At 69.3% G+C, this 23,792-nt stretch carries 27 protein-coding genes; 18 read left to right on the forward strand and 9 right to left on the reverse strand.

Annotated elements, in window-relative coordinates; genetic code table 11:
• Positions 1-45: 45 nt before the first annotated feature.
• The gene (locus tag ACSC1Q_RS36485) at positions 46-546 is read left to right on the forward strand and encodes an NUDIX domain-containing protein (RefSeq protein ID WP_436763283.1); all 501 of its coding nucleotides are present in this window, start codon (positions 46-48) and stop codon (positions 544-546) included.
• Positions 547-582: 36 nt separating this feature from the next.
• On the opposite strand, the gene ACSC1Q_RS36490 is transcribed toward ACSC1Q_RS36485, so the two are convergent.
• Together ACSC1Q_RS36490 and ACSC1Q_RS36495 are read right to left on the reverse strand one after the other, a co-directional pair.
• On the reverse strand, positions 583-1,137 hold the full coding sequence (locus tag ACSC1Q_RS36490; RefSeq protein ID WP_436763284.1) for a GNAT family N-acetyltransferase: 555 nt from the start codon (positions 1,135-1,137) through the stop codon (positions 583-585).
• Positions 1,138-1,319: 182 nt separating this feature from the next.
• Entirely contained in the window at positions 1,320-2,549 is a 1,230-nt protein-coding gene (locus tag ACSC1Q_RS36495; protein WP_436763285.1) for an isochorismate synthase, read from the reverse strand.
• Positions 2,550-2,728: 179 nt separating this feature from the next.
• On the opposite strand from ACSC1Q_RS36495, the gene ACSC1Q_RS36500 reads away from it, so the two are divergent.
• Positions 2,729-3,595 (forward strand): GDSL-type esterase/lipase family protein, encoded by an 867-nt coding sequence (locus ACSC1Q_RS36500; protein ID WP_436763286.1) that lies wholly within the window; start codon positions 2,729-2,731, stop codon positions 3,593-3,595.
• Between the two features lie 209 nt (positions 3,596-3,804).
• Here the strand turns inward: ACSC1Q_RS36500 and ACSC1Q_RS36505 are convergent, their stop codons facing one another.
• The 5 genes from ACSC1Q_RS36505 to ACSC1Q_RS36525 form a co-directional block, all read right to left on the reverse strand.
• A complete protein-coding gene (locus ACSC1Q_RS36505; protein WP_436763317.1) occupies positions 3,805-4,410 on the reverse strand; it encodes a response regulator in 606 nt (201 codons plus the stop codon).
• 8 nt (positions 4,411-4,418) lie between these two features.
• Positions 4,419-5,552 carry a sensor histidine kinase gene (locus ACSC1Q_RS36510; RefSeq protein ID WP_436763287.1) on the reverse strand — a complete coding sequence of 378 codons (1,134 nt, stop codon included), beginning with the start codon at positions 5,550-5,552 and terminating at the stop codon, positions 4,419-4,421.
• A gap of 61 nt (positions 5,553-5,613) precedes the next feature.
• Positions 5,614-6,339 (reverse strand): ABC transporter permease, encoded by a 726-nt coding sequence (locus tag ACSC1Q_RS36515; RefSeq protein ID WP_436763288.1) that lies wholly within the window; start codon positions 6,337-6,339, stop codon positions 5,614-5,616.
• Positions 6,339-7,295 carry an ABC transporter ATP-binding protein gene (locus ACSC1Q_RS36520; protein WP_436763289.1) on the reverse strand — a complete coding sequence of 319 codons (957 nt, stop codon included), beginning with the start codon at positions 7,293-7,295 and terminating at the stop codon, positions 6,339-6,341. Before ACSC1Q_RS36520 ends, ACSC1Q_RS36515 begins: the two co-directional genes overlap by 1 nt.
• A gap of 99 nt (positions 7,296-7,394) precedes the next feature.
• The gene (locus ACSC1Q_RS36525) at positions 7,395-8,138 is read right to left on the reverse strand and encodes an alpha/beta fold hydrolase (protein ID WP_436763290.1); all 744 of its coding nucleotides are present in this window, start codon (positions 8,136-8,138) and stop codon (positions 7,395-7,397) included.
• 80 nt (positions 8,139-8,218) lie between these two features.
• Here ACSC1Q_RS36525 and ACSC1Q_RS36530 point away from each other — a divergent pair, with 80 nt between their 5' ends.
• The 5 genes from ACSC1Q_RS36530 (at position 8,219) to ACSC1Q_RS36550 (ending at position 13,427) form a co-directional block, all read left to right on the forward strand.
• Entirely contained in the window at positions 8,219-9,178 is a 960-nt protein-coding gene (locus ACSC1Q_RS36530; RefSeq protein WP_436763291.1) for a helix-turn-helix transcriptional regulator, read from the forward strand.
• Between the two features lie 73 nt (positions 9,179-9,251).
• Positions 9,252-9,815, forward strand: coding sequence for a GNAT family N-acetyltransferase (locus tag ACSC1Q_RS36535; RefSeq protein ID WP_436763292.1), 564 nt, complete (start codon positions 9,252-9,254; stop codon positions 9,813-9,815).
• A gap of 1,196 nt (positions 9,816-11,011) precedes the next feature.
• Positions 11,012-11,410: a DUF4145 domain-containing protein gene (locus ACSC1Q_RS36540; RefSeq protein ID WP_436763293.1), complete on the forward strand. Its 399-nt coding sequence runs from the start codon at positions 11,012-11,014 to the stop codon at positions 11,408-11,410.
• Between the two features lie 302 nt (positions 11,411-11,712).
• A complete protein-coding gene (locus ACSC1Q_RS36545; RefSeq protein ID WP_436763294.1) occupies positions 11,713-12,609 on the forward strand; it encodes a hypothetical protein in 897 nt (298 codons plus the stop codon).
• A 617-nt stretch (positions 12,610-13,226) separates the two neighbouring features.
• The gene (locus ACSC1Q_RS36550; RefSeq protein ID WP_436763295.1) at positions 13,227-13,427 is read left to right on the forward strand and encodes a hypothetical protein; all 201 of its coding nucleotides are present in this window, start codon (positions 13,227-13,229) and stop codon (positions 13,425-13,427) included.
• A gap of 141 nt (positions 13,428-13,568) precedes the next feature.
• Here the strand turns inward: ACSC1Q_RS36550 and ACSC1Q_RS36555 are convergent, their stop codons facing one another.
• Positions 13,569-14,087, reverse strand: a complete 519-nt coding sequence (locus tag ACSC1Q_RS36555) for a MarR family winged helix-turn-helix transcriptional regulator (protein ID WP_436763296.1) — start codon at positions 14,085-14,087, stop codon at positions 13,569-13,571.
• A 96-nt stretch (positions 14,088-14,183) separates the two neighbouring features.
• Between ACSC1Q_RS36555 and ACSC1Q_RS36560 the strand changes: the two genes are divergently transcribed.
• Positions 14,184-14,849: an FMN-dependent NADH-azoreductase gene (locus ACSC1Q_RS36560; RefSeq protein WP_436763297.1), complete on the forward strand. Its 666-nt coding sequence runs from the start codon at positions 14,184-14,186 to the stop codon at positions 14,847-14,849.
• A 52-nt stretch (positions 14,850-14,901) separates the two neighbouring features.
• Positions 14,902-15,690, forward strand: a complete 789-nt coding sequence (locus tag ACSC1Q_RS36565) for an SDR family NAD(P)-dependent oxidoreductase (RefSeq protein WP_436763298.1) — start codon at positions 14,902-14,904, stop codon at positions 15,688-15,690.
• Positions 15,691-15,783: 93 nt separating this feature from the next.
• On the opposite strand, the gene ACSC1Q_RS36570 is transcribed toward ACSC1Q_RS36565, so the two are convergent.
• The gene (locus ACSC1Q_RS36570; RefSeq protein WP_436763299.1) at positions 15,784-16,038 is read right to left on the reverse strand and encodes a hypothetical protein; all 255 of its coding nucleotides are present in this window, start codon (positions 16,036-16,038) and stop codon (positions 15,784-15,786) included.
• 361 nt (positions 16,039-16,399) lie between these two features.
• On the opposite strand from ACSC1Q_RS36570, the gene ACSC1Q_RS36575 reads away from it, so the two are divergent.
• The 9 genes from ACSC1Q_RS36575 (at position 16,400) to ACSC1Q_RS36615 (ending at position 23,671) form a co-directional block, all read left to right on the forward strand.
• A complete protein-coding gene (locus ACSC1Q_RS36575; RefSeq protein WP_436763300.1) occupies positions 16,400-16,801 on the forward strand; it encodes a plasmid mobilization protein in 402 nt (133 codons plus the stop codon).
• Positions 16,802-16,831: 30 nt separating this feature from the next.
• On the forward strand, positions 16,832-17,002 hold the full coding sequence (locus ACSC1Q_RS36580; protein ID WP_436763301.1) for a hypothetical protein: 171 nt from the start codon (positions 16,832-16,834) through the stop codon (positions 17,000-17,002).
• A gap of 631 nt (positions 17,003-17,633) precedes the next feature.
• Positions 17,634-17,987 carry a hypothetical protein gene (locus ACSC1Q_RS36585; protein WP_436763302.1) on the forward strand — a complete coding sequence of 118 codons (354 nt, stop codon included), beginning with the start codon at positions 17,634-17,636 and terminating at the stop codon, positions 17,985-17,987.
• 123 nt (positions 17,988-18,110) lie between these two features.
• On the forward strand, positions 18,111-18,284 hold the full coding sequence (locus ACSC1Q_RS36590) for a DUF4158 domain-containing protein (protein WP_436763303.1): 174 nt from the start codon (positions 18,111-18,113) through the stop codon (positions 18,282-18,284).
• A gap of 100 nt (positions 18,285-18,384) precedes the next feature.
• Positions 18,385-19,443, forward strand: coding sequence for a tyrosine-type recombinase/integrase (locus tag ACSC1Q_RS36595; protein WP_436763304.1), 1,059 nt, complete (start codon positions 18,385-18,387; stop codon positions 19,441-19,443).
• Between the two features lie 955 nt (positions 19,444-20,398).
• Positions 20,399-21,424, forward strand: coding sequence for a tyrosine-type recombinase/integrase (locus ACSC1Q_RS36600; protein WP_436763305.1), 1,026 nt, complete (start codon positions 20,399-20,401; stop codon positions 21,422-21,424).
• 223 nt (positions 21,425-21,647) lie between these two features.
• The gene (locus tag ACSC1Q_RS36605) at positions 21,648-22,292 is read left to right on the forward strand and encodes a DUF6262 family protein (protein ID WP_436763306.1); all 645 of its coding nucleotides are present in this window, start codon (positions 21,648-21,650) and stop codon (positions 22,290-22,292) included.
• The gene (locus ACSC1Q_RS36610; protein WP_436763307.1) at positions 22,187-22,495 is read left to right on the forward strand and encodes a DUF4158 domain-containing protein; all 309 of its coding nucleotides are present in this window, start codon (positions 22,187-22,189) and stop codon (positions 22,493-22,495) included. The genes ACSC1Q_RS36605 and ACSC1Q_RS36610 overlap by 106 nt, the downstream gene beginning before the upstream one ends.
• A gap of 903 nt (positions 22,496-23,398) precedes the next feature.
• A complete protein-coding gene (locus ACSC1Q_RS36615) occupies positions 23,399-23,671 on the forward strand; it encodes a hypothetical protein (protein ID WP_436763308.1) in 273 nt (90 codons plus the stop codon).
• The last annotated feature ends 121 nt before the right edge of the window (positions 23,672-23,792 follow it).

A 23,792-nucleotide genomic window follows, 5' to 3' on the forward strand; every position in this document is an offset into this window, starting at 1 on the left:
TCACCGTTGTTCCGGATTTTGGAATCGGGAGGTTAGGGTCGGGGCATGGCCGGTCGGGGGTGGGTTTCGCCGGAGATCTGGTACGCCTCGTTGTCGACGGCGTACGCCGCGACGGGAGGATGGATCACCAACGCGGCGGGTCAGATCCTTCTGGTCAAACCCCATTACCGGCCGTTCTGGCTCTTTCCCGGTGGGGCGCTCGACGCCGGTGAGTTTCCCCACGAAGGGTGCGCCCGCGAGATCCGGGAAGAGCTGGGAGCGAACCTCAAGGTGGGGTCCTTGCTGCTCGTCGACTGGGTTCCGGCACGGGACGATCGGCCCCGACCGCTCATGTACTTCATGTTCGACTGCGGAGTCCTGAGCGAGGATCGGATCAGGCTGCAGCGTGACGAGCTCGACGAGTACAGGTTCGTCTCGGTCGAGGACGGCCTCACGATGGTGGACCGCGCCGCCGCGCCTCGGCTCACGGCCGCTCTCCGGGCGCGCCGGACCGGACGTACCGAATATCTGCCCGCACCGCTCCTGGACGATGACGCGGTGTCGTGAAGCCTGCCCGACGGGGGGACGGGTGGAAACGGCGCCTCAGGGGCGGAGGGGGTCCTTGTCGGCGGGGGAGAGGTCGCTGGGCCAGAGACGATAGACGTTGAGACGCGTCTCGTAGTACTTGTCCGTCTCCCCGACCCACTGCATGCCGATGCGCTTGGCCGTTCCCGCGCCGCGGTTGTTGTTCACCCGGACGACCGCGACGAGCTCGTGGGCGCCGATGGAGAACGCCCACCCGGCCAGGGCGCGGCCGGCCTCGGTGGCGTAGCCGTTCCCCCAGGCGTCGGGGGCGAGCTGCCAGCCGATCTCGATGTCCTCCTCGTCGGGCGGCAGGTATCTCAGGGAGAGGCCGCCGACGACCCGCTGGTCGGAGTTGCGGACGATCGCCCAGCGGCCCAGCGGGGGCGTCAAAGTGCTGCGGCTGCGGGTCCAGGACTCCAGCGTGGCGCGCATCGCCTGCTCGCCGTCGAGCTGCGTCATCGCGGGCGACAGCCACCGGGTGACCTCCGGGACGCCGTAGATACCGAGGGCCTCGGCGGCGTCGTCGGGACTCCAGTCACGCACCGTGAGGCGAGTGGTGGTCAGTAGTGCCATGTTTTCCTCTCCCTGACGAGTTGGCCGGCCGTGCGGCGACGAGAGGACGCCGATCTAGAGAGAAATATCGTTTTCTTGCCGGAAATGTCCGATGTATTGCCCTTGTGAGGGTACGCCCATTCGCTGGCCGGCGACCAGGCCGGCCGGGAAGTGCCTGGTCGCGGGCGTGTCCGTACGGAGGGTCAACCCTCCAGGGCGTACTGCATCACGCGGAGCTTGGCCTGGGCCTCCGCGAGCTCGGAGGCCGGGTCGGAGTCGCCCATGATCCCGCAACCGGCGAACAGGCGGGCCCTGGAGCCCTCGATCTGGGCGCAGCGCAGCGCGATGCCCCACTCTCCGTCACCCCGGGCGTCGATCCAGCCGACCGGCCCGGCGTACCCGGCCCGGTCCATGCCCTCCAGCTCCCGGATGACGCCGAGCGCCGCCCCGGTCGGGGTGCCGCCGACGGCGGCGGTCGGGTGCATGGCCGCCACCACGTCCAGGACCGAGGCCCCGTCCGACAGCCGCCCGCTCACCGGGCTGGCCAGGTGCTGGACGTTGGAGAGCACCAGGAGCTCCGGCTCCTCGGGGATCTTCAGCTCGGCGCAGAGCGGGTCGAGCGCCTCGCGGACCGACGCGACCGCGCAGGCGTGCTCGTGGCGGTTCTTCTCCGAGGTGAACAGGGCCGTGCCGCGCGCCACGTCGTCGGCCTGGTCGGCGCCCCGCGGGATCGTGCCGGCCAGGACCAGGGACTCGATGGTCTCACCGGTGCGCCGGACCAGCAGCTCGGGGGTGGCGCCGACCAGCCCGGCGCAGGAGAAGGTGTAGCACTCCGGGTAGCGGTCGGCCAGGCGGGCCAGCAGCAGCCGCACGTCGATCGGCCGCTCCGCGACGGCGGTCAGGTCGCGGGCCAGCACGGTCTTCTCCAGGTGACCCGACCTGATCCGCCGGACGGCCCTCGCCACGGCGTGCTCCCACCCGGGCGCGGTCAGGCTGCCGTCGCCGTACCGGATCCTGCCCGGGGCGCGGAGCGGGGTGACCGCGTCGAGCCGCCGTTCGCCGACGGTGGTCAGCCAGGCGCGGCCGTCGCGGCGGGCGAGGATGGTCCGGGGGACGACGAGGACCGAGCCGGAGGCCTCCGGGTCGAAGGTGAACGAGCCGAAGGCGACGGGTCCCGAGCCGGGGGCCGCCACGTCGTCGTCGACGCGCGCCTCGCCGAAGAGGTCGGACAGCCGGTCGCGGGCCCAGTCGAAACGCCGAGGGCCGGGCGGCACGGTCAGGCGGATGGCCTCGCCCCAGGCGACCAGGCCCTCCCCGTGCCTGACCCAGGCGTAGGGGGCGGTCTCCGGCAGGCGCGCGAACAGGTCGCCGGGGTCGTCGACGGGGGTGGTCGTCACCGAGAGAGGACGGGTCGATCCGAGCGCTACACTCACCCCCGCCACTCTATGCGGGAAACTGAACGTGTTCGACGGTGGTTCTCCCGTCAGCACACCCGCCACGCGGTGTCAAGAAAACCAAGGTACTCGGTCAATGGGCCGTACTGTCCTGGCCTGCGGTGATACATCCGAAGCAGACGCGATCTCTCAGCGGAGGTGTCATGCTTCGCACGACTGTGACAGCACTCACAGGGCTGGCCGCCCTCGCGACCGCCTGGACGGCCCCGGCCGGAGCCGCCCGGACGGAGCAACCCTGGCGGCCGGTGGTCATGGCCGCGCTCGGCGACTCCATCAGCGCGGGGTTCAACGCCTGCGGCTGGTACCTCACCTGCGCCTCGCGCTCCTGGTCAACCGGTGACCACCAGAGCGTCCGGAGCCAGTACGTGAGGTTGCGCGCCCTGGACACGGCGATCACCGGGCACAACGTGAACCTCGCCGTCCCCGGCTCCACCAGCGCCGACCTCGCCGGGCAGGTGACCCGGGCGATCGGCCGGCGGGCCGACTACGTGACGGTGCTGATCGGCGCCCAGGACGCCTGCGTGTCCGAGGAGCGGCTGATGACCCCGGTGGCCGTCTACGAGAGGCGGGTGGCCGAGGCCCTGGCGCTGTTCCGGGCCGGGCGGCCCGGCGGCCGGGTGTTCGTGGCGAGCGTCCCCGACATCAAGCGGCTGTGGCAGATCGGCAAGGGCAACCCGGTGGCGCGCGGGTTCTGGGCGGTTGGCCGGATCTGCCCCACCATGCTGGCGCGGCCCACCTCGACCTCGGCGGCCGACCGGGCGCGCCGCGACCGCGTGCGCGCCCGGGTTGCCGGCTACAACGCCGCGCTCGCCAGGGTCTGCGCGGCGTACGGCCCCGCCTGCCGGTTCGACGGCGGCGAGGTGTTCAGGCAGCGGTTCACGGTCGGCCACCTCAGCGCGTGGGACTTCTTCCACCCCAACGCCGCCGGTCAGAAGCTGATCGCGGAGAAGACCTACGCGATGATGCGCGACTGGCTCACCGAGGACGCCACGGACCCCGTCCCGGCCCCCGCGCCGGTTCTCTAACCCCGCCACCCGTAACTTCGCCGCCGCCGTGACCGGGCAGCCGGTCGCGGTCGTCACCGGCCTCGGGCCGGTCCTCTGACCTCGCCACCGCCGTGGCGGGTTCCGGGGACCACGGGGCCGGTTTCGTCCCTCGTCCCTCGGCCCCGGCACCGTGGCCGGTCCCTCCTCGCGGGGGCCGCTCCGGGGGAGCCGGGGGACCGCGGCCGGGCTCAGAGCCAGCCGTTGTGGCGGGCGGTGCGGGCGGCCTCGATGCGGTTGCGGGTGCCGGTCTTGCCGATCGCGGCGGACAGGTAGTTGCGTACCGTGCTCTCCGACAGGTGCAGCCGCCGGGAGATGTCGGAGATCGTCGCGCCGTCGGCACCCGCGGCCAGCACGTCCCGCTCGCGGTCGGTGAGCGGGCTGGCGCCGGTGCTCAGCGCGGCGGCGGCCAGCGCGGGGTCGATCACCTTCTCGCCCGCCAGGACCCGGCGGATCGCCATGGCGAGCTCCTCCACGGGGCCGTCCTTGACCAGGAACCCCGCGGCGCCCGCCTCCATCGCCCGCCGCAGGTAGCCGGGCCTGCCGAACGTGGTCAGGATCAGCACCCGGCAGCCCGGCAGCCCGTCCCGCAGCCCGGCCGCGGCCTCCAGGCCGCTGCTCCCCGGCATCTCGATGTCCAGCAGGGCGACGTCGGGGCGCGCGGTGAGCGCGACGGGCACGACCTCGTCGCCCCGGGTGACCGTGGCGACGACCTCGATGTCGTCCTCCAGGTCGAGGAGCAGGGCGAGCGCGCTGCGCATCATGCCCTGGTCCTCCGCCAGCAGCACCCTGATCACGGGAGCGGTCACGGAAGCGTCACCCTCAGCAGGAAGCCGTCGCGGTCGCGGGTCTCCAGTGTCCCGCCGAGCGCGACGACCCGCTCGGTCAGGCCGCGCAGGCCGTTGCCCGGGGGCCTCCCGCCGCGCCCCCGGCCGTCGTCGCGGATCTCCAGCATGGTTCCCTCCAGGGTGATCACACAGGTGCGGGCGGCGCTGTGGCGGACCACGTTGGTCACCCCCTCCCGTACGGCCCAGCCCAGCAGGGCGTCGGCCTCCGGCGCCGGCCGGTCGTCGGTGACGGTGACGGTGGCGGCGATGTCCGCGTCGGCCAGGGCCGTGCGCGCCGAGGCCAGCTCGGCGGCGAGCCCCCGGCCACGGTAGCCGGTGACCGCGGCCCGTACCTCGGTCAGCGCCTCCCTGCCGACGGCCTCGATGTCGGCGGCCTGCCGCGCCGCCGCCTCGCCGTCGCGGGGGGCGAGCCGCCGCACGGCCTCCGCCTTGACCACCATCACCGACAGGGTGTGCCCGAGCAGGTCGTGCAGGTCGCGGGAGAAGCGCAGCCGCTCCTCGGCCACCGCGACGCGGGCCAGCTCCTCGCGGGTCTCCTGGAGCTCGTCGATCAAGGAGAACAGCTTCAGGACGATGCTGACCACCAGGCCGCCGGTGGCCGTGCCCCAGGTGGCCAGGGAGATGCTCGACCAGCTCGCCCCCGCGCGCCACATCACCACGACCAGCGCGAGCGTCAGCGCCGTGAGGAGGAGGTAGACGGACCTGCCGCGCAGCACGACCCCGCAGGCGATGGTCATCAGCGGCGCGAGGTAGAACCAGTTGTGCGCGAACCCCGCCAGCAGCAGGAAGGCCACCAGCAGCAGCCCGGCCAGCGCCACGGTCGCCGCGCGCCGCCGGTCTCGGAAGGACAGCCGGATGCACAGCACGTACAGGGCGGCGAAGGTGACGACGCCCAGCGCGGCGGGCAGCGCCGGCCGCACGTGCCCCGCCGCGAGGTCGCTGATCGGGGGGTAGACGATCAGCAGCCACGGGTAGAAGGCGAGCTCCCCCGGCCCTCCCGCCCGCCTGACCCTCCCCGGTCTTCGTGGGTCGGCCGTCTCCGGTCCTTGTGGGTCGGCCGTCTCCGGCACCCCGGGTTCCGCCCGCCTCACCTGTCGCGTCTCCCGCGGCCCTTCCGGCTTCCCGCTCACCCGGCCACTCCTATCACGCGGCTCACCTCACGCGCCCGGACCGGCGGTAGCCGTACACCGCCAGGATCCCGAAGGCGACCAGCCAGCCGGTCAGCGTCAGCGCCGTACCCACACCGGGCGTCTCCCCGAAGGCGACCTTCCGCGACAGGTCGGCGTAGCCGAAGCTCGGCGTCCACTCCGCGACGGCCCGCAGCCAGGAGGGGAAGGCCTCCGTGGGCAGCCACAGTCCTCCGATGACGGCCATCGACATGTTGGCCGCGATGTTGAGCACGGAGGCGGTCTGGCCGCTGAACAGGTAGCCGAAGGCCAGGCCGAGCAGCGTGAAGGGCAGCGAGCCCGCCCAGAGCAGGAGCACGATCGAGGCCCACTGCCAGGCCTCCATCCGTACCCCGTTGAGCAGCGCCGCCGCCAGGGACACACCGATGATCACCGGAAGTACCACGAGCATGCCGGTGGCCGCCTTGCCCGTGACCACCCGTACCGGGGCCAGCGGGGTGATCCGCAGCTGCCGCAGCCAGCCGGCCGACCTGTCCTCGGCGATGCCGCTGCCGTTGTTGAAGGCCGAGCCGATCGCGCCGAAGGCGGCCATGTTGACCATCACGTAGAGGGCGGCCATGACGCGGTCGTCGCCCGTCACGCCGAGGTTGGTGAAGAGGAGGTACATCGTCACGGGCATCGCGAAACCCATGATCACGTACGCCGGGTCGCGGAGGGTCCTGGTGACCTCCAGGCGGATGTAGCCGAGCATCACGCCTCCACCTCCGCCGGCGCCGCCGGCTCTGCCAGCTCTGTCAGCGCGATGAAGGCGTCCTCAAGCGCGGCGGGGACGACCTCAAGGTCCCGTACGGCTCCCGCCGCCGCCAGCGCCACGACGGTGGCGTCGGCGTCGCGGGTACGCAGGTGGGCCCGGCCGCCCCGGATCTCGGCCGAGACGACCCCGGGCAGGCGTTCCAGCGAGGCGGTGTCCCCGGTGGCGACCCTGGTGGCGTCCCCGGTGACGTCTCCGGTGGCGGTGACGCTGACCGTGGACAGCGCGACCAGGCGCTTGATCTCCCTGCTGGTGCCGTCGGCCGCGATCCGGCCCCGGTCGATCACCACCACCCGGTCGGCGTACTCGTCGGCCTCCTCCAGGTAGTGGGTGGAGAACAGGATCGTCTTGCCGCGCGCGGCGAAGGCGCGCATGCTCTCCCAGAACTCCCGCCGAGCCCGCACGTCCAGCGCCGCGGTCGGCTCGTCCAGCAGGATCAGGTCGGGGTCCCCGGCCAGTGCCAGCGCGAAGCGGACCCGTTGCGCCTGGCCGCCCGACAGCCGTTCCATCCGCCGGTCGGCCAGCCCTTCCAGACCGGCGGTCGCCATCACCTCGTCCAGCGGGAGCGGTGACCGGTAGGTCCCGGAGACGAAACCGACCAGCTCGCGGACCGTGGTCCGGGGAACGAGGCCGCCCTCCTGGGGCATCGCCGCCAGCCGCCCGCTCCGGACCGCGTTCTCGGGGGAGTCTCCGAAGACGCGCACCGTCCCGGAGCCGGGGGCGAGCAGCCCGAGCAGCAGCCCGATCGTGGTCGACTTCCCCGCGCCGTTGGGGCCGAGCAGGGCGACGGTCTGCCCGGCGGGGATGTCGAGGCTGAGGCCGTCCACGGCGCGCACCGCCCCGAAACGCTTGGTCACGTCCCTGAGGGACACCGCGTCGTTCGCGTCATTCTTCATGCGGACGACGCTACGGAGAGCGCGTCACCCGAGGCAGATCCATCGATCCGGAACCACCCGTGACAAATGTCCTGCCGCCCTCGTGGTGCCCCGGCCGCCTCAGCCCGCCAGCGCGGCCAGCGCGGCGGCGGTCTCCTCCGGCCTGGAGAACATCGGCCAGTGCCCGGTCGGCACCGCGGCGAAGCTCCACTCGGGCCCCGCGAGCTCCGCGAAGAACGGGTGCCCGGAGGCGATCATGGCGTGCACCTGCTCCAGCGGGAACGAGCACGTGACGAGCGTCTTGGGCAGCGCGGACGCGCCGCCCTTGAGCACCAGGGGCTGGGTCAGCGTCCCGTACGGCTGCGGGGTCGCGCGGGAGACGAGCCACTCGCGCTCGGCCTCGCCCAGTCCCTCCAGGCTGGCCCCGGCCCGCTCGTGCTCCTCCCAGGAGGGGAGCGGGTAGCTCGCCCCGCCCCGCTCGGCGACCCGCTCCTCGATGAACGCCCGCCAGTCGGGCTCGGTGAGGTCCAGCTGGGTCATGCCGTCGGCCGGCGGCCCGCTCTCGACGTAGACGACCCGGGCGACGCGCTCGGGAATCCGGTCGGCCGCTCCGGTGACCGGGGCGCCCGCCCCGCTGTGGGCGACGAGGATCACCTCGGTCAGGTCCGCGAAGACGACGGTGTTGACGATGTCCTGGATGTGGGTCTCCAGGTCGACCTCGGGACCCGCCAGGTGGACCCGGTCGCCGAGGCCGGTGAGCGTGACCGGGTGGACGTCGTGCCCGGCCTCGCGCAGCGGTCCGGTGACCTTCTCCCACGCCCAACCGCCGAGCCAGAAACCGGGGACCAGGACATATGTGCTCATCGTTTCTCTCCTCTGTTCGCCTGGTCTCACCCTAGAATCGAATCCGGACAGTATCGGTCCTGATTTTGAAGGGAATCCCGATGACCGCCGCCCGGGTGCTCGCGCTGCTGGAGTTGCTGCAGGCCGCCCCCGGCCTGACCGGCCCCGAACTCGCCACCAGGCTGGAGGTGGACGAGCGCACGGTCCGCCGCTACGCGGTGAGGCTGTCGGAGCTCGGGGTGCCGGTCCAGGCCGAACGGGGACGACACGGCGGCTACCGGCTGCTGCCCGGCTACAAGCTCCCGCCGCTCATGCTCACCGACGACGAGGCCACCGCCGTGGTACTGGGACTGCTGGCCGGGCGGCGGACCGGGCTGGCGGTGGGGGAGGCCGCGACCGAGAGCGCGCTGGCCAAGATCCAGCGGGTGCTCCCGCGCCCGCTGCGCGAGCGCGTCGACGCGGTGTCGGAGACGCTGGGCCACACCGGGAGCGCGGCGCCGAGGGCGAGCACCCCGAAGGCGGGACCGCTGCTCGCCCTCGCCGACGCCGCCCGGCGCCGGGTCACCGTCCGGCTGACCTACCGCTCCTGGCGCGGCGACGCCTCCGAGCGCGACCTGGACCCGTACGGCATCGTCTTCCACTCCGGCCGCTGGTACGTCGCCGGGCTCGACCACGGCAGCGGGGAGATCAGGACGTTCCGGGTGGACCGGGTGGCGGGCGCCGTGCCCACCGGGCGGGGCTTCCGGGTGCCCGGCGGCTTCGACCCGGTGGCCCACGTGGTCGGGTCGCTGTCGGCGGTGCCGTACCGGCACGAGGTCAGGGTGCTGCTGGAGACCACCCTGGAGGAGGCCGCCGCGCGGATCCCGGCCTCCACGGCGACGCTGGCCGAGACCCCCGGCGGGGTGCTGCTGGTCACCAGGGCCGAGCGGCTGGACGGGATGGCCCAGATGCTCGCCGGGCTCGGCTGGCCGTTCACCGTCATCGCCCCCGCCGAGCTGCGCGACGAGGTCAGGGCCCTCGCCGCCCGCCTTCTCACCTCCGCCGACACCTCCCCGCCCTGACCTCCGCCCTCACCGGCCGGGAAGGTCCCCAAGACCTTGATCACAAGATGCTTCTCCAAGCAGAATCAACCTCATGACGGCGCTAGATGGCACCGAAGGCCGGTTTCCTCCCGATGTCAGACTGTTGGACTCCGGGATTCACTTACGCGAATGGACCGATGAGGACCTTCCCGTCATGGTTGCTCTTTTCGACGAACCGCAGGTCGCTCGCTGGACTCCGCTACGTTCGCCGTTCGACTTCGACGCCGCTCAGGAGTACCTGTCCCAGTCGCGCAGAGCGCGTGCCGCCGATCGCGGCATGCAACTCGCGATCACCAAGGACGGCGGTGAGGCGCAGGGGGAGGTGCTACTCTTCCGTGTAGCCGACGAGCCCGGTGTGGCCGAACTCGCCTACGCGATCGGTGCCCGGCACCGGGGAGAGCGGCTGGCGGCTCGTGCCGTCGGGCTGATGGCCGGCTACGCCCGCACCTCGCTCAGGATGCGCGGCCTGGTTCTGCGGATCGATCCGGCGAACGCGGCAAGCGTCGCGGTAGCGCGGGCCACCGGCTTCCACCTGGCCGACGACGAGCCGGTCACCTTCGAACGCATGGGCCACGCCATCACTCTGTACAGGTGGCGCCGCGATCTCGTTCCGTGAGCGGCCGCGACCTGGTGAAACGGCACGGTCGGCGGAATGCCGCAGGTATCTGCAGGGCGAATGCGAGAGCTTCCGCGAGGACGGCCGGCTCGTCCATGCGGCGGCGTGTCGCTGGAATCGGTGCGTTCGATGGGTAGGTAGGCGCGCAGGGCGGGTATGGCCCGGCCGGCGGGCGGCAGAGGGCCGGGTACGGCGGCGCGGCGTGCCCCGGAGGATCGGACTAGAAGTCCGATGCTCTGTCCAGCCGAGGGGCGCAACCTGTTTGGGGACATGGACGACCGGGACCAGAAAGCGAATGGTGGCCTAGTAAGAGCTCGCGCCGTATATGCTCCGGATCTTGGTCTGTCTCGGACTGTGAGTGAATACCGCATCGGGTGGTTACGCCCCTGCACCTGGTGAGCTTGCAGGTCGACACTGCCGTCCCCGCGGAGTGCATTCCCCGATCCCGTGATCGCGATGGCAACGAGGATCCCAGTGAGAACCGTGATGCAGCAGCGAAACGGCCAGGTCGGGGGTGAGCGGCGGCCCAGACGTCATCGAAGACGAACCACTGGCGATGGCCGAAGTACTCATCGATATGGATGGTCATCTGAGCCACGTGCTCGCTCCGCCGGATGATCGTGCGGCGCGGATCGCGACCCCGGGAAGGCTCGAACCCCTCCAGCAGGCGTAGCGCGATCTCGTGTGCCTGCTGGTGAGCGCCATATGTCTCGGAGATGTCCTGCCCGAAGTCGGGCCAGCGGTTGCAGCGCTCCAGGGCCGGTCCGATCGTGCTGGTCTGGGACAACCTCGACACCCACCTGACCGTAGGGATGCGCAGCCACATCGCCGAGCAGGACTGGCTCACCGTCTACCAACTCCCCCCTACGCCCCCGGCCTCAACCCCGTGGAAGGCATCTGGTCGGTCTGCGACGCACCACCCAGGCCAACCGCGCCCTCACCGACCTTCACGACCTGATCACCGCAATCCGCCAAGGCCTACGCCGACTCCAATACCGCCACGACATCCTCGACGGCTGCCTTATCGGCACCGGACTCGTCCCCGCCCCACCATGACGACACGCAGAAGGTAAACATGCCGATATCCATGCTGTCGTGAATTTATCTTTTATTTGTGATCACAATCGACGAAGGGGCCAGGATCGCGCTATGCGTGAGATCGATACGCCCTGCCAGTGTCTTGGGATGGTTGCCTAATGAACTTTGCCGTATGTAATCACACTTGCGTCGGTGTTTTGATCGTTGATGCGCCTGGCCGGTACCTATTTATCAAAGATGCCGAGTATCCACACACCTGGACGTCAGTTGCTGGACACGGCGCCACCAAGTACAAGCTGTACGACAAGATCGAGGGGCTGCGGGGGCAGCTTGATGAGGACCTGATCGTTGATCTTCACGAGGCGCGCATGCTGGGCAACGACAGCGTGCACGACGGGTTGCCCTACTCCCCGGAGGAAGTCGCCAACGTCGCCGAGCTGATCGTGGAGATGACGCAGACCCCCTACATCGAACCGGCGAAGAAGGCCGCGATGCGTGAAGCTCGCAAGCAGTGCCGGGAGGCGCACAAGAACGGCGAGAGTCCTGTGAGTTCCTGATCAGAAGTAACCAGCCTCGCCCCTGGCCTGGAGTGTGGCTGACGCTTGCCGCCGGTCAAGTCCGCTCCCTCGCTGGCGCTCGGCCGGCGGACTGGACAGTCGGCCGCGCGCCAGCCGAGAGGCCTTCGGGGGGCGAGCCGGAAGCGGGGTCGTTGAGTGCGGGGAAACTGTCAGTGGTTCGCGCGGAATTATTGTCAGCAACAGCTCAGACGGTTCAGCCCGTGGAGGGGACATGATGTCTGAGATGTCCAGGACGCACAATTCCCCGGCAGGGGGTGGTGTGTTCCTTCACACTGGCGGTCGTGAACGACCTTTGCCCGGAGTCTGGCTGGAACCCGATCGCACTTGCTCCTGAGCTCTCCCAACTGGCGGGAGTTCTGGCCGGCTTCGTGTTCACCAGCATCGTGGTGATGCTCAGCCAGTCGTGGCCCAAGCGGCGCAGGATCCCGGCCATCAGCCTCTTTGTCGCCGCGTTCGCAGCGCTGGCGCTCAACAGCTACCTGTTCGCGGTAATCGCCGGCGAAACTCCCAGGGGCGGAGCCTGCTATCGCGTCTGGTCCGAAATGATGATCGCCAGCGGCTTGCTGGGAGTGGGGGCTGTGGCTCTTACCAGCGGCATCGTTTGGCTGCTCGCCGCGCACCTGGAACAGGACACCGACGGCGACGTCTGGGACGACACGATTGGCCTGGAGCGGCTGGCCCGCGCCGTCCTGCACGGTGTGGCGGCGCTGGCGACCGTGCTGCTGTCCACCACCTCCCTGGACTACCTCTACGTCTCCTTCGGCACCCATCCACCGGCTTGGCTGATCGCCTCGGTGTATGTCTACCTCGTGGTGATCCTGGCGGTCATCGTGCTGATCCGTATACGAATGCGGCGCGCGGTCGCGGCGACAGATCTCGCGCGCCAGCTGTCGAAGGGCACGTTCGGCGCCGTCCGCTACGCGTTCGTGATAGCCATCGCGCTCGGGATGCTCCTGGCGTATGCCGACGTCTACTGGAACCCCACTCCCGCCTGGCTGGCCATCACGGTCGTCCTCCTCGCGATGCCGGCGTCGACCCCCGTGCTGATCAGGCTCGTCTACGCCGTTCCGCGGCTCGGCGCGAGGGCTCCCGCGCCTCCGCCGGAGCCCATGGGCAGGCCCCTGTGGTGGGCCGCGATCGTGCTGGTCGCCTGGGCCGTCCGCCGCCGCCTCAAGTAACGCCCGAGGCCCACAGGCTGATCGTCTGGACAGGTTGGTCGGCCGGAGCTCGGGAATCGTGCGATGGCCTGTCAGAAGCGGTAGTGAAGGATCGTGGTGTCGATCATCCGCGACAAGGTGCTGGTGGGCGCGGCCAGCCGTCCGCCCGGCGACATCCACGATGACCACCCCCAGCGAGGGCGTCCCACTGACACTAAGCCCGCGTTCCCACTGACAGAATCTCCGAGCGCAACACCGTGAGCTCCTGCCGTACGCGCCGCACTGAAGACTTAACCCGAACGTTGCAAGATCCCTTGAAGAGTAAGTCCTGAACCTGAAGAGATGACCCGCGCCGGACAGCCGGTGTCCGGTCCGTGTGGAGGTTTCCGCCGGTCATGGTGGTGAGCTGGGAGTTGAAAAGTGGGGCCGAACGGGCCGATCTTGGTTTGTTCGGACTTACTTCTCGATTTCGGTGAGACGGGCGCGTTGATGGGCGTAGGGGCCGGGCCTGGGCAGGTAGGTATCGATGGTCGGGGCCATGGAGAGGTAGCCAGGCCCGGCCGAACACCACCACGGCGACCAGCCGGGACAGCCGCCGGCTGTTCTCCGGCCGCCGCGGCGGGCAACCGCTGGACCCCATGACGATCCAGTCACGCCTGAGCAAGCTCGGCATCCTCGCCGGACCGGGACGCTCGGCCGCGATCCGCCGGCTCGTCCTGCAGGCCCCCGCCCCGGTGGTCGCCCGCATGTTCGGCTACGACGGAGACACCGCCACCCGACTCGCCACCGCGGCCGGAAGCCCATGGAGCCGCTACGCCCCCGGCGACCACGAACAGTGACTTCTCTCGGGCGATCAGGCAGGAACACAGATCACTCGATCATTGGCCCCTGCCGGTGCCGCCCCCGGTGAAGAGGACTCCGGCCAGGGTGTTGAGAATCGGTCGATCGACTCTCAACACGGTTAACAAGGTGCCGTGACCTCAGGAGCGGTCAGACCGGCTCGGGTGCACAGGTGGTTTCGGGTGACCGTCCTCCTCGACTTTCGTGATGGGCCCGCCGGCGAGATGTTGTAGCGCGCTCTGCAGTGTGGTCCGGGCCGAGGGGGCGAGGTCGGCCAAGAGCTGGTTCTCGATCGTCTCGATGTCGGCGCGGGCGGCTTTGAGGGCGTGGTCGCCTTCGGGGGTGGCCTCGATGATGCGGGCTCTGCGGTCGGCGGGGTCGGGGCGGCGGCGCACCAGGCCGGCGTCTTCCAGCTCGTCGAGGATGAGGACCAGCTTGCTCTTGTCGACCGATACGGCCTGGGCGAGGGCGAGCTGGGTGCGGGCGGGGGCCTCGACGACGGCCACCAGCACCGTGTAGCCCCACAGGGTCATGCCGTGCTCGCGCACCGCGGCGGTCTCGGCGGTGGCCAGGCCTTGCTTCAGTCGCGCGAACAGCCAGTGCAGGTCCTGGTGCAGCCCGCTCCCGGGCGGGCCTTCGGATGTGGGGACGTGAGCCATGGACAGCATGATATCAAGCCAATATGTTCTTGATTTATAACTATCTTGGTCTATATTGATTTCGATTCCAGACCATTTCGAATGTGAGGAAATCTTGTGACGCATCTTCTGCATCTGGACGCCAGCGGCCGCAGCGAGTCGTTCTCCCGCAGGCTCGGCGAGACCTTCGTGGCCGACTGGCGGGCCACCCACCCGGACGGCGTCTACACCTACCGCGACCTAGTGGCCGATCCGGTGCCGCCCGTCGACGAAAACCGGGTCCGCCTCGCCACCCAGTCATCGGTGAGCGGGGTGCGCGACATCGAAACCATGGACCAGGTAGCCGCCGGCGCTCCCGAGCTGGCCAGGAGCTGGGCGGCCACCCGCCCGCTGGTGAAGCAGCTCCTCGCGGCCGACGTCCTGCTTCTGGGCGTGCCGATGTACAACTTCACGGTGCCCGCCGCGTTCAAGGCGTGGATCGACCGCGTCACCCTGCCCTGGCTGCCGCTCAAGGGGAAGTCAGCCGTGGTGCTGAGCGCGCGCGGCGGCGCCTACGGACCCGGCACCCCCCGTGAGCACTTCGACTTCCACGAGCCCTACCTGCGCGCCTACTTCTCCGTGCTCGGACTCGACGACGTCACCTTCGTCCATGCCGAACTCACCCACGCCACGGTCATGCCCTTCCTCGCGCAGTTCCGCGACCAGCACGAGATCTCCCATACCGCGGCGCTCGACGCGGTGCACGCCCTGGCAACCCGGGTGCGCGCCGAGACGCCGTCCTGACCACGGCTCCCCGAACCATCGGCGAAGCGAAGACCGAAGGACAACCCACACCATGAACACCGATCTCAGCGGCCGCGTAGTCCTGATCACCGGCGCGTCGACCGGCATCGGCGCCGCGACCGCCCGCGCCTACGGCCGCGAAGGCGCCCGCGTGGCGATCACCTACCGCGACCACCCCGACAGCGCCGAGAAAGTGGCCGCCGACGTCGAGGCCGCCGGCGGGCAGGCGCACACCGTCCGGCTCGACCTCGAGGACCTGACCACCATCGACCATGCCGTCGCGACCGTCGTCGAGCGCTGGGGCGGCATCGACGTCCTCATCGCCAATGCCGTGCGCTGGGGCGGCGACGGCCCGCCCGACCCCAGCGTCCGATTCGAGGACGTGCCCCTGCAGGAATGGGACGCCATGATCAGCGCCAACCTGATCGGAACAGCGGCCACGGTCCGCGCCGTCCTGCCCAGCATGCGCGCCAGGAGCTGGGGCCGCATCGTGCTGATCTCCTCAAGCGTCGCGGAGGAGGGCCTGCCCGGTCCGGGCCCGTACGGTACCGCCAAATCGGGCCTGTACGGCCTCGCCCGCAGCCTGGCCTGGAACGGCGGCCGCGATGGGATCCTCGTCAACGTCGTGGCACCCGGCTTCACCCTCACCGACAGCCGCCCCGACATCCCCGCGTTCGTCACCGACGCCCTCGCCGCCGCCACCCCAACGCACAGACTGTCCACCTCCGACGACGTGGCCAACCTCATCGTCTTCCTGGGCTCGGGAGCCAACGGCAACCTCACCGGCGAGGTGATCCGGGACGGCTCCGCCGCCGCCCGAACACCGCACATCGGCGGATAGCGGACCCACCCCGCAACCACATCGATGCGCTCCCCACCCCTGGCGGGCGGGGAGCGGTGCTAATTCACCACGGACCGACTATCTGGGCACACCTCAACCCTCGCGGAGCCAGCGGCCGTACTCGAACCCCACCAGTCGCCCGTCCGTCGCCGACCACCAAGCACCGGGCAGATGCTTCTGCCCTTTGTGGGGACGGAGCCGGTGGACCGGCTGCCCCGTCTCCAACGGCGTCGCCCACGCCTCCGTGAGCTCCTGCCGGACTTCCACTCCGTTCGCTGTCACGTACGCGAACTCGAAGCCATCGACCAGCCGGGCCGCTCCACCCTCTACCGCTCTCAGCGTCTCCACGCTGATCATCCTTCTGGAGCACGACTCACCAAATGGAAGGATTAATCCGAACGTGACACAGTCCCGGAAACCTAGGTCCGGAACTGGAAGAGATCGCCCGGACGGGACAGCCGGGCTGAAGCCTGGCGTATTGAGTGCGGGACGTTTACTGGTCTAGCAAGATAGAGATCAGGTGGCTGTTCGCCGCTGGTCCGTTTAGGGCTTTCGCCCGCGTTGATCCCCCGCCTACCGTCGTAGGTGATCTGTCCCCGCCCAGGGGCGGGGTCGCTTCGCTGGGAAGGGAAGGTCAGTGGTCGACGTCGAGGAAGCCTCGCCTTCCGCGCCTCGTCCCTGAGGCGGAGCGGGTGGCCGTCGTCGGCGGGTGGTCGGTGGGCGGCCGAACCGCAACGCGGTGCGCTTCACCGACGCCGAGCGGCTCCTGGTGGAGCAGGCGGCCGCGGCCGCCGGGATGAGCGTGCCGAACCTGCTCGCCGAGACGATGCTGCCCTCCTTGTCCGGCGGGGAGCGGTTGACGGCGGTGGCCGAGCGCCGGGCGCTGGCCCGGGAAGTGGCGGCCGCGCGGCGGATGCTGAGCGCGATCGGCGGCAACGTCAACCAGCCGGCGGCCAAGGCCAACAGCGGCTTGGCCCCGGCGGCCGCGGACGCGGTGGCGACGATGCGCGTGGTGCGCCGGGCCAGCCAGCGGATCACCGCCCTGGCCCAGCTGACCACCGAGCGATCCGACGAAGCCCAGGACGAGGAGCGGGGCGGGAGCGAGCGGTGATCGACAAGATCGCCGTTCAGCACGGCCGCGATGCCGGCGGCCTGGTGCGCTACCTGTTCGGGCCGGGCCAACGAGCACCGCGACCAGCGGGTGATCGCCGCCGATCACGTCTTGGAGTTCGTCGACGGCGCCCGCCTGGACGGCCCGTACCACTGGGAGCAGGTCCTGGAGCTGGGGCACGCTTTGGCGCTGGGTACGTGAGACGCGCGATCGAGCGGCGGCGTCAGGGGACGACTCTCCGGGCCGGCGGGTGACACGTCCCAAGTGCGGGGCGGAGTGGCTCCCCGGCGTAGATCGGAAACGCGGGGCCGTGTTCTGCTCAAGGCGCTGCCGGACGAGTGCGTGGCGGAAGCGCGCTGGCCGTACGAGAAAGCGTCACGTGACGGAATCGCGTACGACTCCCAATTCCGGACAAACACCCTATTGGTCGGGTTGCCCAGCAGCGCTACACCGAGCTCGTCCCGGAAGGCCGAGCGCTCGTCGAAACCAAGACGCGGTCTGACCATCAGCCAGGTGTCGCAGAGCAGTAACACCCGCAACCATATTGATCACAGACGCAGACCAACCAGCCTATCCCGCCATCGGTCCCGCCATCGGCGGCGAAGAGTGGAGACGAGCCTTCGGAAGGTGGGGAGACCGGAGCCGGATTTCGTTGAAGAGGAAGCCGACCTCCCGAGGTGAGTACCTTCATTACGTCTGGAGGGTCGCTGTCGGCACCCGACGAGGGGACGAATCCGGCACTGCCCAGAGCGCGCCCGATCCGAAACGCGAGATCGATATCGATTTTTCGGGCCTCCGCCTCAGGGACGCCCTCTAGGGATAATGGCTCGAAGTGGAGATCCCCTACTCGCCAGTCGAGCCAGGCCACATACCTAACCTGGCCAAGATTCGGAACCGGGTTGGCCTGCTGAAAGCGTTCGACGACTTCCTGCGCACTGGGCTTGGAATTTTCCATCACGCCATCCCTTCCGGCACGCGTCTGCTATCTACTGGACACCCTCGGCTTCACCTGGTCAAGGTCAGCTATCCGAGCGAACAGGCAAGAACCGGATTCATGGTGAGCCCGAAACTCACCTCTCGGAAGAGCCGGGCAGAACCTCCGGGCGACCTCGACGACGCGGGCGCGCTCGCGTCGCCGGTCCTCTTCGGTGGGCGGGTGCATCCGGGCGGCGTGCTCCGGGTGTGAGTAGTTGAGGTACAGGAAATCCCGGTGAGAACGATCACGGTCGTCTAGCACACGTGATCGGCCTGGTGCGGGGTTCGGAGGAAGATCCTCGATCGCTGTCGGGGCATGGCTACCGTCCGCCGCATGCCGGTGGAATTTTTAACTGATGAGCAGGCCGAGGCGTACGGGACGTTCACCGAGGTGCCCACCCGCCCGGAACTGGAGCGGTTCTTCTTTCTCGACGATGACGACCGTGACCTGATCGCCCTGCGTCGTACGGACGCACATCGCCTGGGCTTCGTTATCTGGAGCCGTTGAGCTGGTGTCCGTGACGTAGACGACCTGGGTGAAGTGCTGCCCGATCATCGTGGTGGATGCGGTTATCTCCTGCCGTCCATCACGGAGAGCGGGGAGTGCGATGCGGGTACAGCGGGTGCTCATGCCGGGCACGGAGGCGGAGTCGTGGACTTTGCTGGGGGACGACTTCGTCCCGGTGGAGCCGGTGGAGCGGTTCCTGGCCTATCTGGCGTCTATCGAGAAGTCGCCGAACACGCTCAAGGCCTACGCCCATGATCTGAAGGACTGGCTCACCTTCCTCGGCGGCCGCGGGCTCGACTGGCGGGATGTCACGATCGAGGACGTGGCCGGTTCTGACGCCCGGTTGCGGCTTCCGCCGGAGGCACGAGACGGGAAGGTCGCCGTGCTGCCCACTGTCGAGCACCACTGTTCAGCGGCGAGCGTGAACCGCAAACTCGCCGCGCTCACGTCATTCTGCGAGTTCCGTGCCCGGCACGGGGTGAAGCTGGCAGGCCTGCTGATCACGATGCGGCCGGCCGGACGTCGCGGCGGCGGGTCGTCGGCGTCCTACAAGCCGTTCCTGCACCACGTCACCAAGAGCGGCCTGCAGCGACGCCGCACGATCAAGCTGAAGTCGTCCAAACCACGGCCGAAGGTGCTCTCCGCGGTCGAGGTCCAGACGATCCTGGACGCCTGCATCCACCTGCGTGACCGGCTGCTTTTCGCGCTCCTGCTCGCCTGCGGGGTCAGGATCGGCGAAGCGCTCGGCCCGCGGCACGAGGACGTGGGGATCGCCGAGCGGAGCGTCACCGTCTGCCCGCGGCCCAACGACAACCGGGCCCGGGCCAAGGCAGGCGTCTCGCGGACCATCCCGGCCAGTGCCGAGTTGATGAGGCTCTACGCGGACTACCTGAACCGCGAGTACGGCGCGCTGGACTCCGACTACGTCTTCGTCAACCTCTGGGCCGGGCCGCTCGGGCGGCCTTGGACCTACCCGGCCGTCTACGACCTGGTGCTGCGGCTGCGGGAGAAGACCGGGATCGACTTCGAGCCCCACCAGTGGCGCCACACCTACGCGACCTGGCTGCTGCGCCGGGGCGCGGGGATGGAGACGGTGAAGGAATGCCTCGGCCACGCCTCGATCACCACGACGAGACACATACGACCACCTCACGGTTGAGGACGCCCGCGAGACTCTGGAGGCCGCAGGCTGGTTCACCGGACGGGAGGTCCGGCTATGACCGCCGCCGAGAAGCCGGTGACCTCGGGGCGGTCCGGGCTACTGGAGAAACTGCCGGCCTCGGTCCGGCCTGAGTTCCGGGCGGACGTGCTGATCCCAGCCCCCGACGATCCTGTGCTCGGAGTGAAGCCCTGCGAGATCAGCGGCTGCGACCGGCCGACCCGTCACCACGGTCTCTGCAACGGCCACTACCTGCGCTGGAAGAAGGCCGACCGGCCCGACCTGGCGCAGTTCAAGGCTGAGGCCGAGGCCGGGCCTCCGCAGGTCGGACGGAGAGAACTCGACTCCTGCACTGTTCCGGGCTGCCGCCACGGCACCGCAGGCCACGGACTGTGCTGCCGACACCGGGACAAGTGGCGCCGAGCGCGCCATCCGGACCCTGTCGTCTGGGCAGCGACGGCGCTGCCGCTGGAGACGGGAAGCCGCCAGGAGTGCCGCCTGTCGTTCTGCACCCTATGGACCGAGAGGACCGAGAACCCGTTCTGCAAGGGCCACATGACCAGGTGGAGGAACGTCGGGTTCCCCGACCTGGAAGAGTTCATCGCCGGATGCGAACGCTACGGCAAGATGTTCACCGACCTCCGTGTCCTCCCGCCGCAGCTGAAACTCGAGATCCAGCACGCGATCCAGTGCCGTCACGACGCCCGGACGACGACCGCGCGGCGGCCTGCGCGGGCGAGCCGACTCCTTCCTCTTCTACGCCCGCGAGGTCGTCGAGGCGCTGAGGGACGGCTCCGGCTGGGAAGCGGAGTACCCCTGCGACGAGTGGCGGTTGAGCAGGCTTTCGGGACTCAAGCACAGCTCCAGCCGGCCTCGGCCCCGCAGCAGCCTCCGGTTCGGCCGCATCACCCAGCCCTGGCTAAAGGACCTCGGCAAACGCTGGGTGCGGTTGCGCTTGACCTCCGGGATCAACGTCGGAACGACGTTCGGCGACGTCCAGGCACTTACCAAGTTCAGCGAGTTCCTCACGGCGACCAGCCCCGGCATCACCAGGCTCTCCGGCATCGACCGGCCGCTGCTGGAGCGCCACCTGGCCTGGCTGACCGACCAGCCCGGCGGAGTCAGCTCCAACGAAGGGCGCGTCGGCAGCCTCCACCTGTTCTTCCAGGCCATCCGCCGGTACGGATGGGACGACACCCTGCCGACCACGGCGGTGTTCTTCACCGGTGACCTCCCGCGCCGCCGCAACCGAGTCGCTCGCTATCTCGCCGAGTATGTGACGGCCCAGGTCGAAGTATCGGCAAACCTCGACCGCTGGCGCTATCCCGAAGGCCGCCTGATCACCCTGATCGTCATCCGGGGCGGACTCCGCATCTCCTCGGCCTCCAACCTGGCCTTCGACTGCCTGCTCCACGGTGGTCAGGGCGCTCCCTACCTGCGCTACCACAACACCAAGATGGAGCGCGACGCCGCCGTCCCCATCGACGAGGAACTCCAAGCCGAGATCCGCGCCCAGCAGCGCCGTGTTCTCGACCGGTGGCCCGACGGCAACCCCCACCTCTTCCCACGAGCCAAGATGAACGCCGACGGGCGGCATCCGCTCTCACCCGACACCTGCCGGCAGTGGATGCAGAACTGGCTGGAGATCTGCGAAGTCCGCGACGAGCACGGCCTGCCTGTTCACCTCACCCCGCACCAATGGCGGCACACCTTCGCGACCAGGCTGATCAACCGAGACGTCCCACAAGAAGTCATCCGGGTCCTCCTCGATCACGAGTCCACCCAGATGACCGCGCACTACGCCAAGATCACCGACCAGACGGTCCGGCGGCGCTGGGAGGAAGCGACGAAGGTCAACATCAAGGGAGAGCGCGTCATCCTTGACCCTGACGGCCCGCTCGCCCAAGCCCAGTGGGCCAAGACCCGCTACGGCATGGCCACCCATACCCTCTCCAACGGCTACTGCGGCCTGCCGGTCTAGAAGAGCTGCCCGCACGCCAACGCATGCCTGACCTGCCCTGTCTTCCTGACCGGCCCGGAATTCCTGCCCGAGCTCCGCGAACAGCGCCACCGCACGCTCACCCTGATCGAGGTATCCACGAGCAAGGGACAAAGCCGGGTCGCCGAGATGAACCAGCAGGTCCTCACCAACCTGGATCGCATGATCGGCGAGATCGACACCGGCGAGGAAGACGAGGCCGCCGATGCGGGCTGACAACACCCACCACGTCATCGCGGCCGCCAAACGCCGCGCCGACCAGACCCGACAACGCGCCCAGGCCGCCCTGCGCCGCATGGACGCCGCTGGCCAGCGCGTTACCTTCGACGCGGTCGCCCGCGAGGCCGAGATCTCCCGCTCCTGGCTCTATGCCCAGGACGACCTCCGCGCCGAGATCGAACGCCTCCGCCGACGCCACCACGGCTCGACGGCCGCGTCGTCCCGCCCGACCGGCAGCGCGCCTCCGACACCTCGCTGCTACGGCGCCTGGAGACCGCCACCGCGCGCATCCGACGCCTTGAAGCCGAGAACCAGGAGCTCCGTGACGCCCTCGCCCGGGCCCTCGGCGAACGCAGGGCCGCAGAGGTCCTCGGGACTAACACCAATCGCGACACGCCGAACCGGCCGCTGGCCAAACTCATCGGCCCCTGCTGAACCTCGCCGTCTCCGGGTTCGTCAACGACAACGTCGTCCACGCACCGCCCCAGCTCACAGCCATGATCGAAATCTGAGCTCAAGACAAGCATGGCTCTTCAGCTGGGGACGTTCCTGGAGGACCCTCTGGACGTGCCGGGTGCGGTGCTGGAGTTCATGGCCGGGCAGCTGGGGATCGAGGACGCCTCGCAGGTGAAGCGGTACGCCGAGCGGCGGGAGACGCCGTTCGATCATCAGCGTGATATCCGGCGGGCGTATGGGTGGAAGGACTTCACCGACGTCGACGGGGAGTTCGCGGCGTGGGTGGCGGCGCGGTCGTGGAGGTCGGGCGACGGGCCGAAGGCGATCTTCAGTGACGGGGTGGGGTGGCTGCGGGAGCGCAAGGTGCCGGGAAGGTAGCGAACGACACTGACAATTCGCGGTGGTCTTTTTTGCGGAGCGTCATAATCGCTGGAAGGTGGAGCGTGTGCAGGGGAACCTGATCAGCTAAGTAGATCTACTAGATCAACTCGCTTTACTGTTGACCGACATGAGGACGGCCCTCCGGAGGGAGGGCCGTCCTCATGACATTTCACTACTGGATAACGTCTTCCTACCCAGAACGTCCTCACAGACGTCCGTGGCGTCCTGGCCGTGCTGCTGGACTCGACGGCCAAGCGTGCGGCCCGGTGGGTGGCGGCGTGGCCTCGGGCGGTACTGGCCGCGCTGGAGGCCAGACGCGCGAGAGTGGCCAGCTCGGCCAGGTGCGTCTCCCATCCGGTCACTGGATCCGCGGCCGCCTGGTCGACGTCCTGGCCGCCGCCCTGGTCGACGCCGAGGAGGCGGTGCTCGGCGGCCACGACGGTCAGGCACTCGACGGTGTGCGTCAGCTGGCGGCGCTGCTACGCCGGGTGCCACCGGAATACGGTGGACATGGGCCGTCGACTTCTCGGACATGGGTTTATGGACGGTGTTCGTGCAGGTCGGCTCCCCGTCCGAGAAGGTGTACGTTTCCGGACGCCGAGCCAGAGGCTCCGCAATGCCCCGGCTCAGAAGGGGTGGCGGCCCGAATCTACCGTATTCCGGTGGTACCCCCACCGGTGGCGGTGAGCCACCCGATGAGCCGATCGGTCGAGGGAAGATCGAGCTGGGAGGAGTGCGGCTGGCCAATGCGATTGGCATACCGTTGGGCACTGCGGCCATTTTGACGGCGGCCTGACCCACCGGCGATGCTGCTGGAAGCTGCCCATGATCACCAGTGAGTCGCTTCCGCTGATGATCACGGCAGGTACCCTTCGCGCGCCTCTACATCTGGAGCTCCCGATGACCTCCAACTACTACGCACTCACCCGCGACACGCCTGCGGATGACGATGGCCTGCACATTGGCCAAAGCGCCAACGGATGGGAGTTCCTGTTTCGCGCTCACACACCCCACGGGCTCACCACGACCGCGGCCCGGACGGCGTTCCTGTCCCAGCCACAGGTGAGGGTCCGCGCCGAGAACGGCGTGGAGATGCCCGCGGGGGAGTTCCTGCTCTGGGCGACGACCCGGCCAGAACACAGCGCGTCTGCGATACGGGAACGACCACGCTGAGCCGTCTCGTTCCGAGACGACGACAACGGCGTGCCGTTCGCGGATTACGAGTTCAGCTGAGATGTGCCGGGGCCGGCAATCGGCCCGGCCCGCTGAATCACGTTCTGACTTATCCCCTGAA

This window comes from Streptosporangium heterodermiicola (genome assembly GCF_051390675.1).
In the GTDB taxonomy this organism is placed as follows: domain Bacteria; phylum Actinomycetota; class Actinomycetes; order Streptosporangiales; family Streptosporangiaceae; genus Streptosporangium.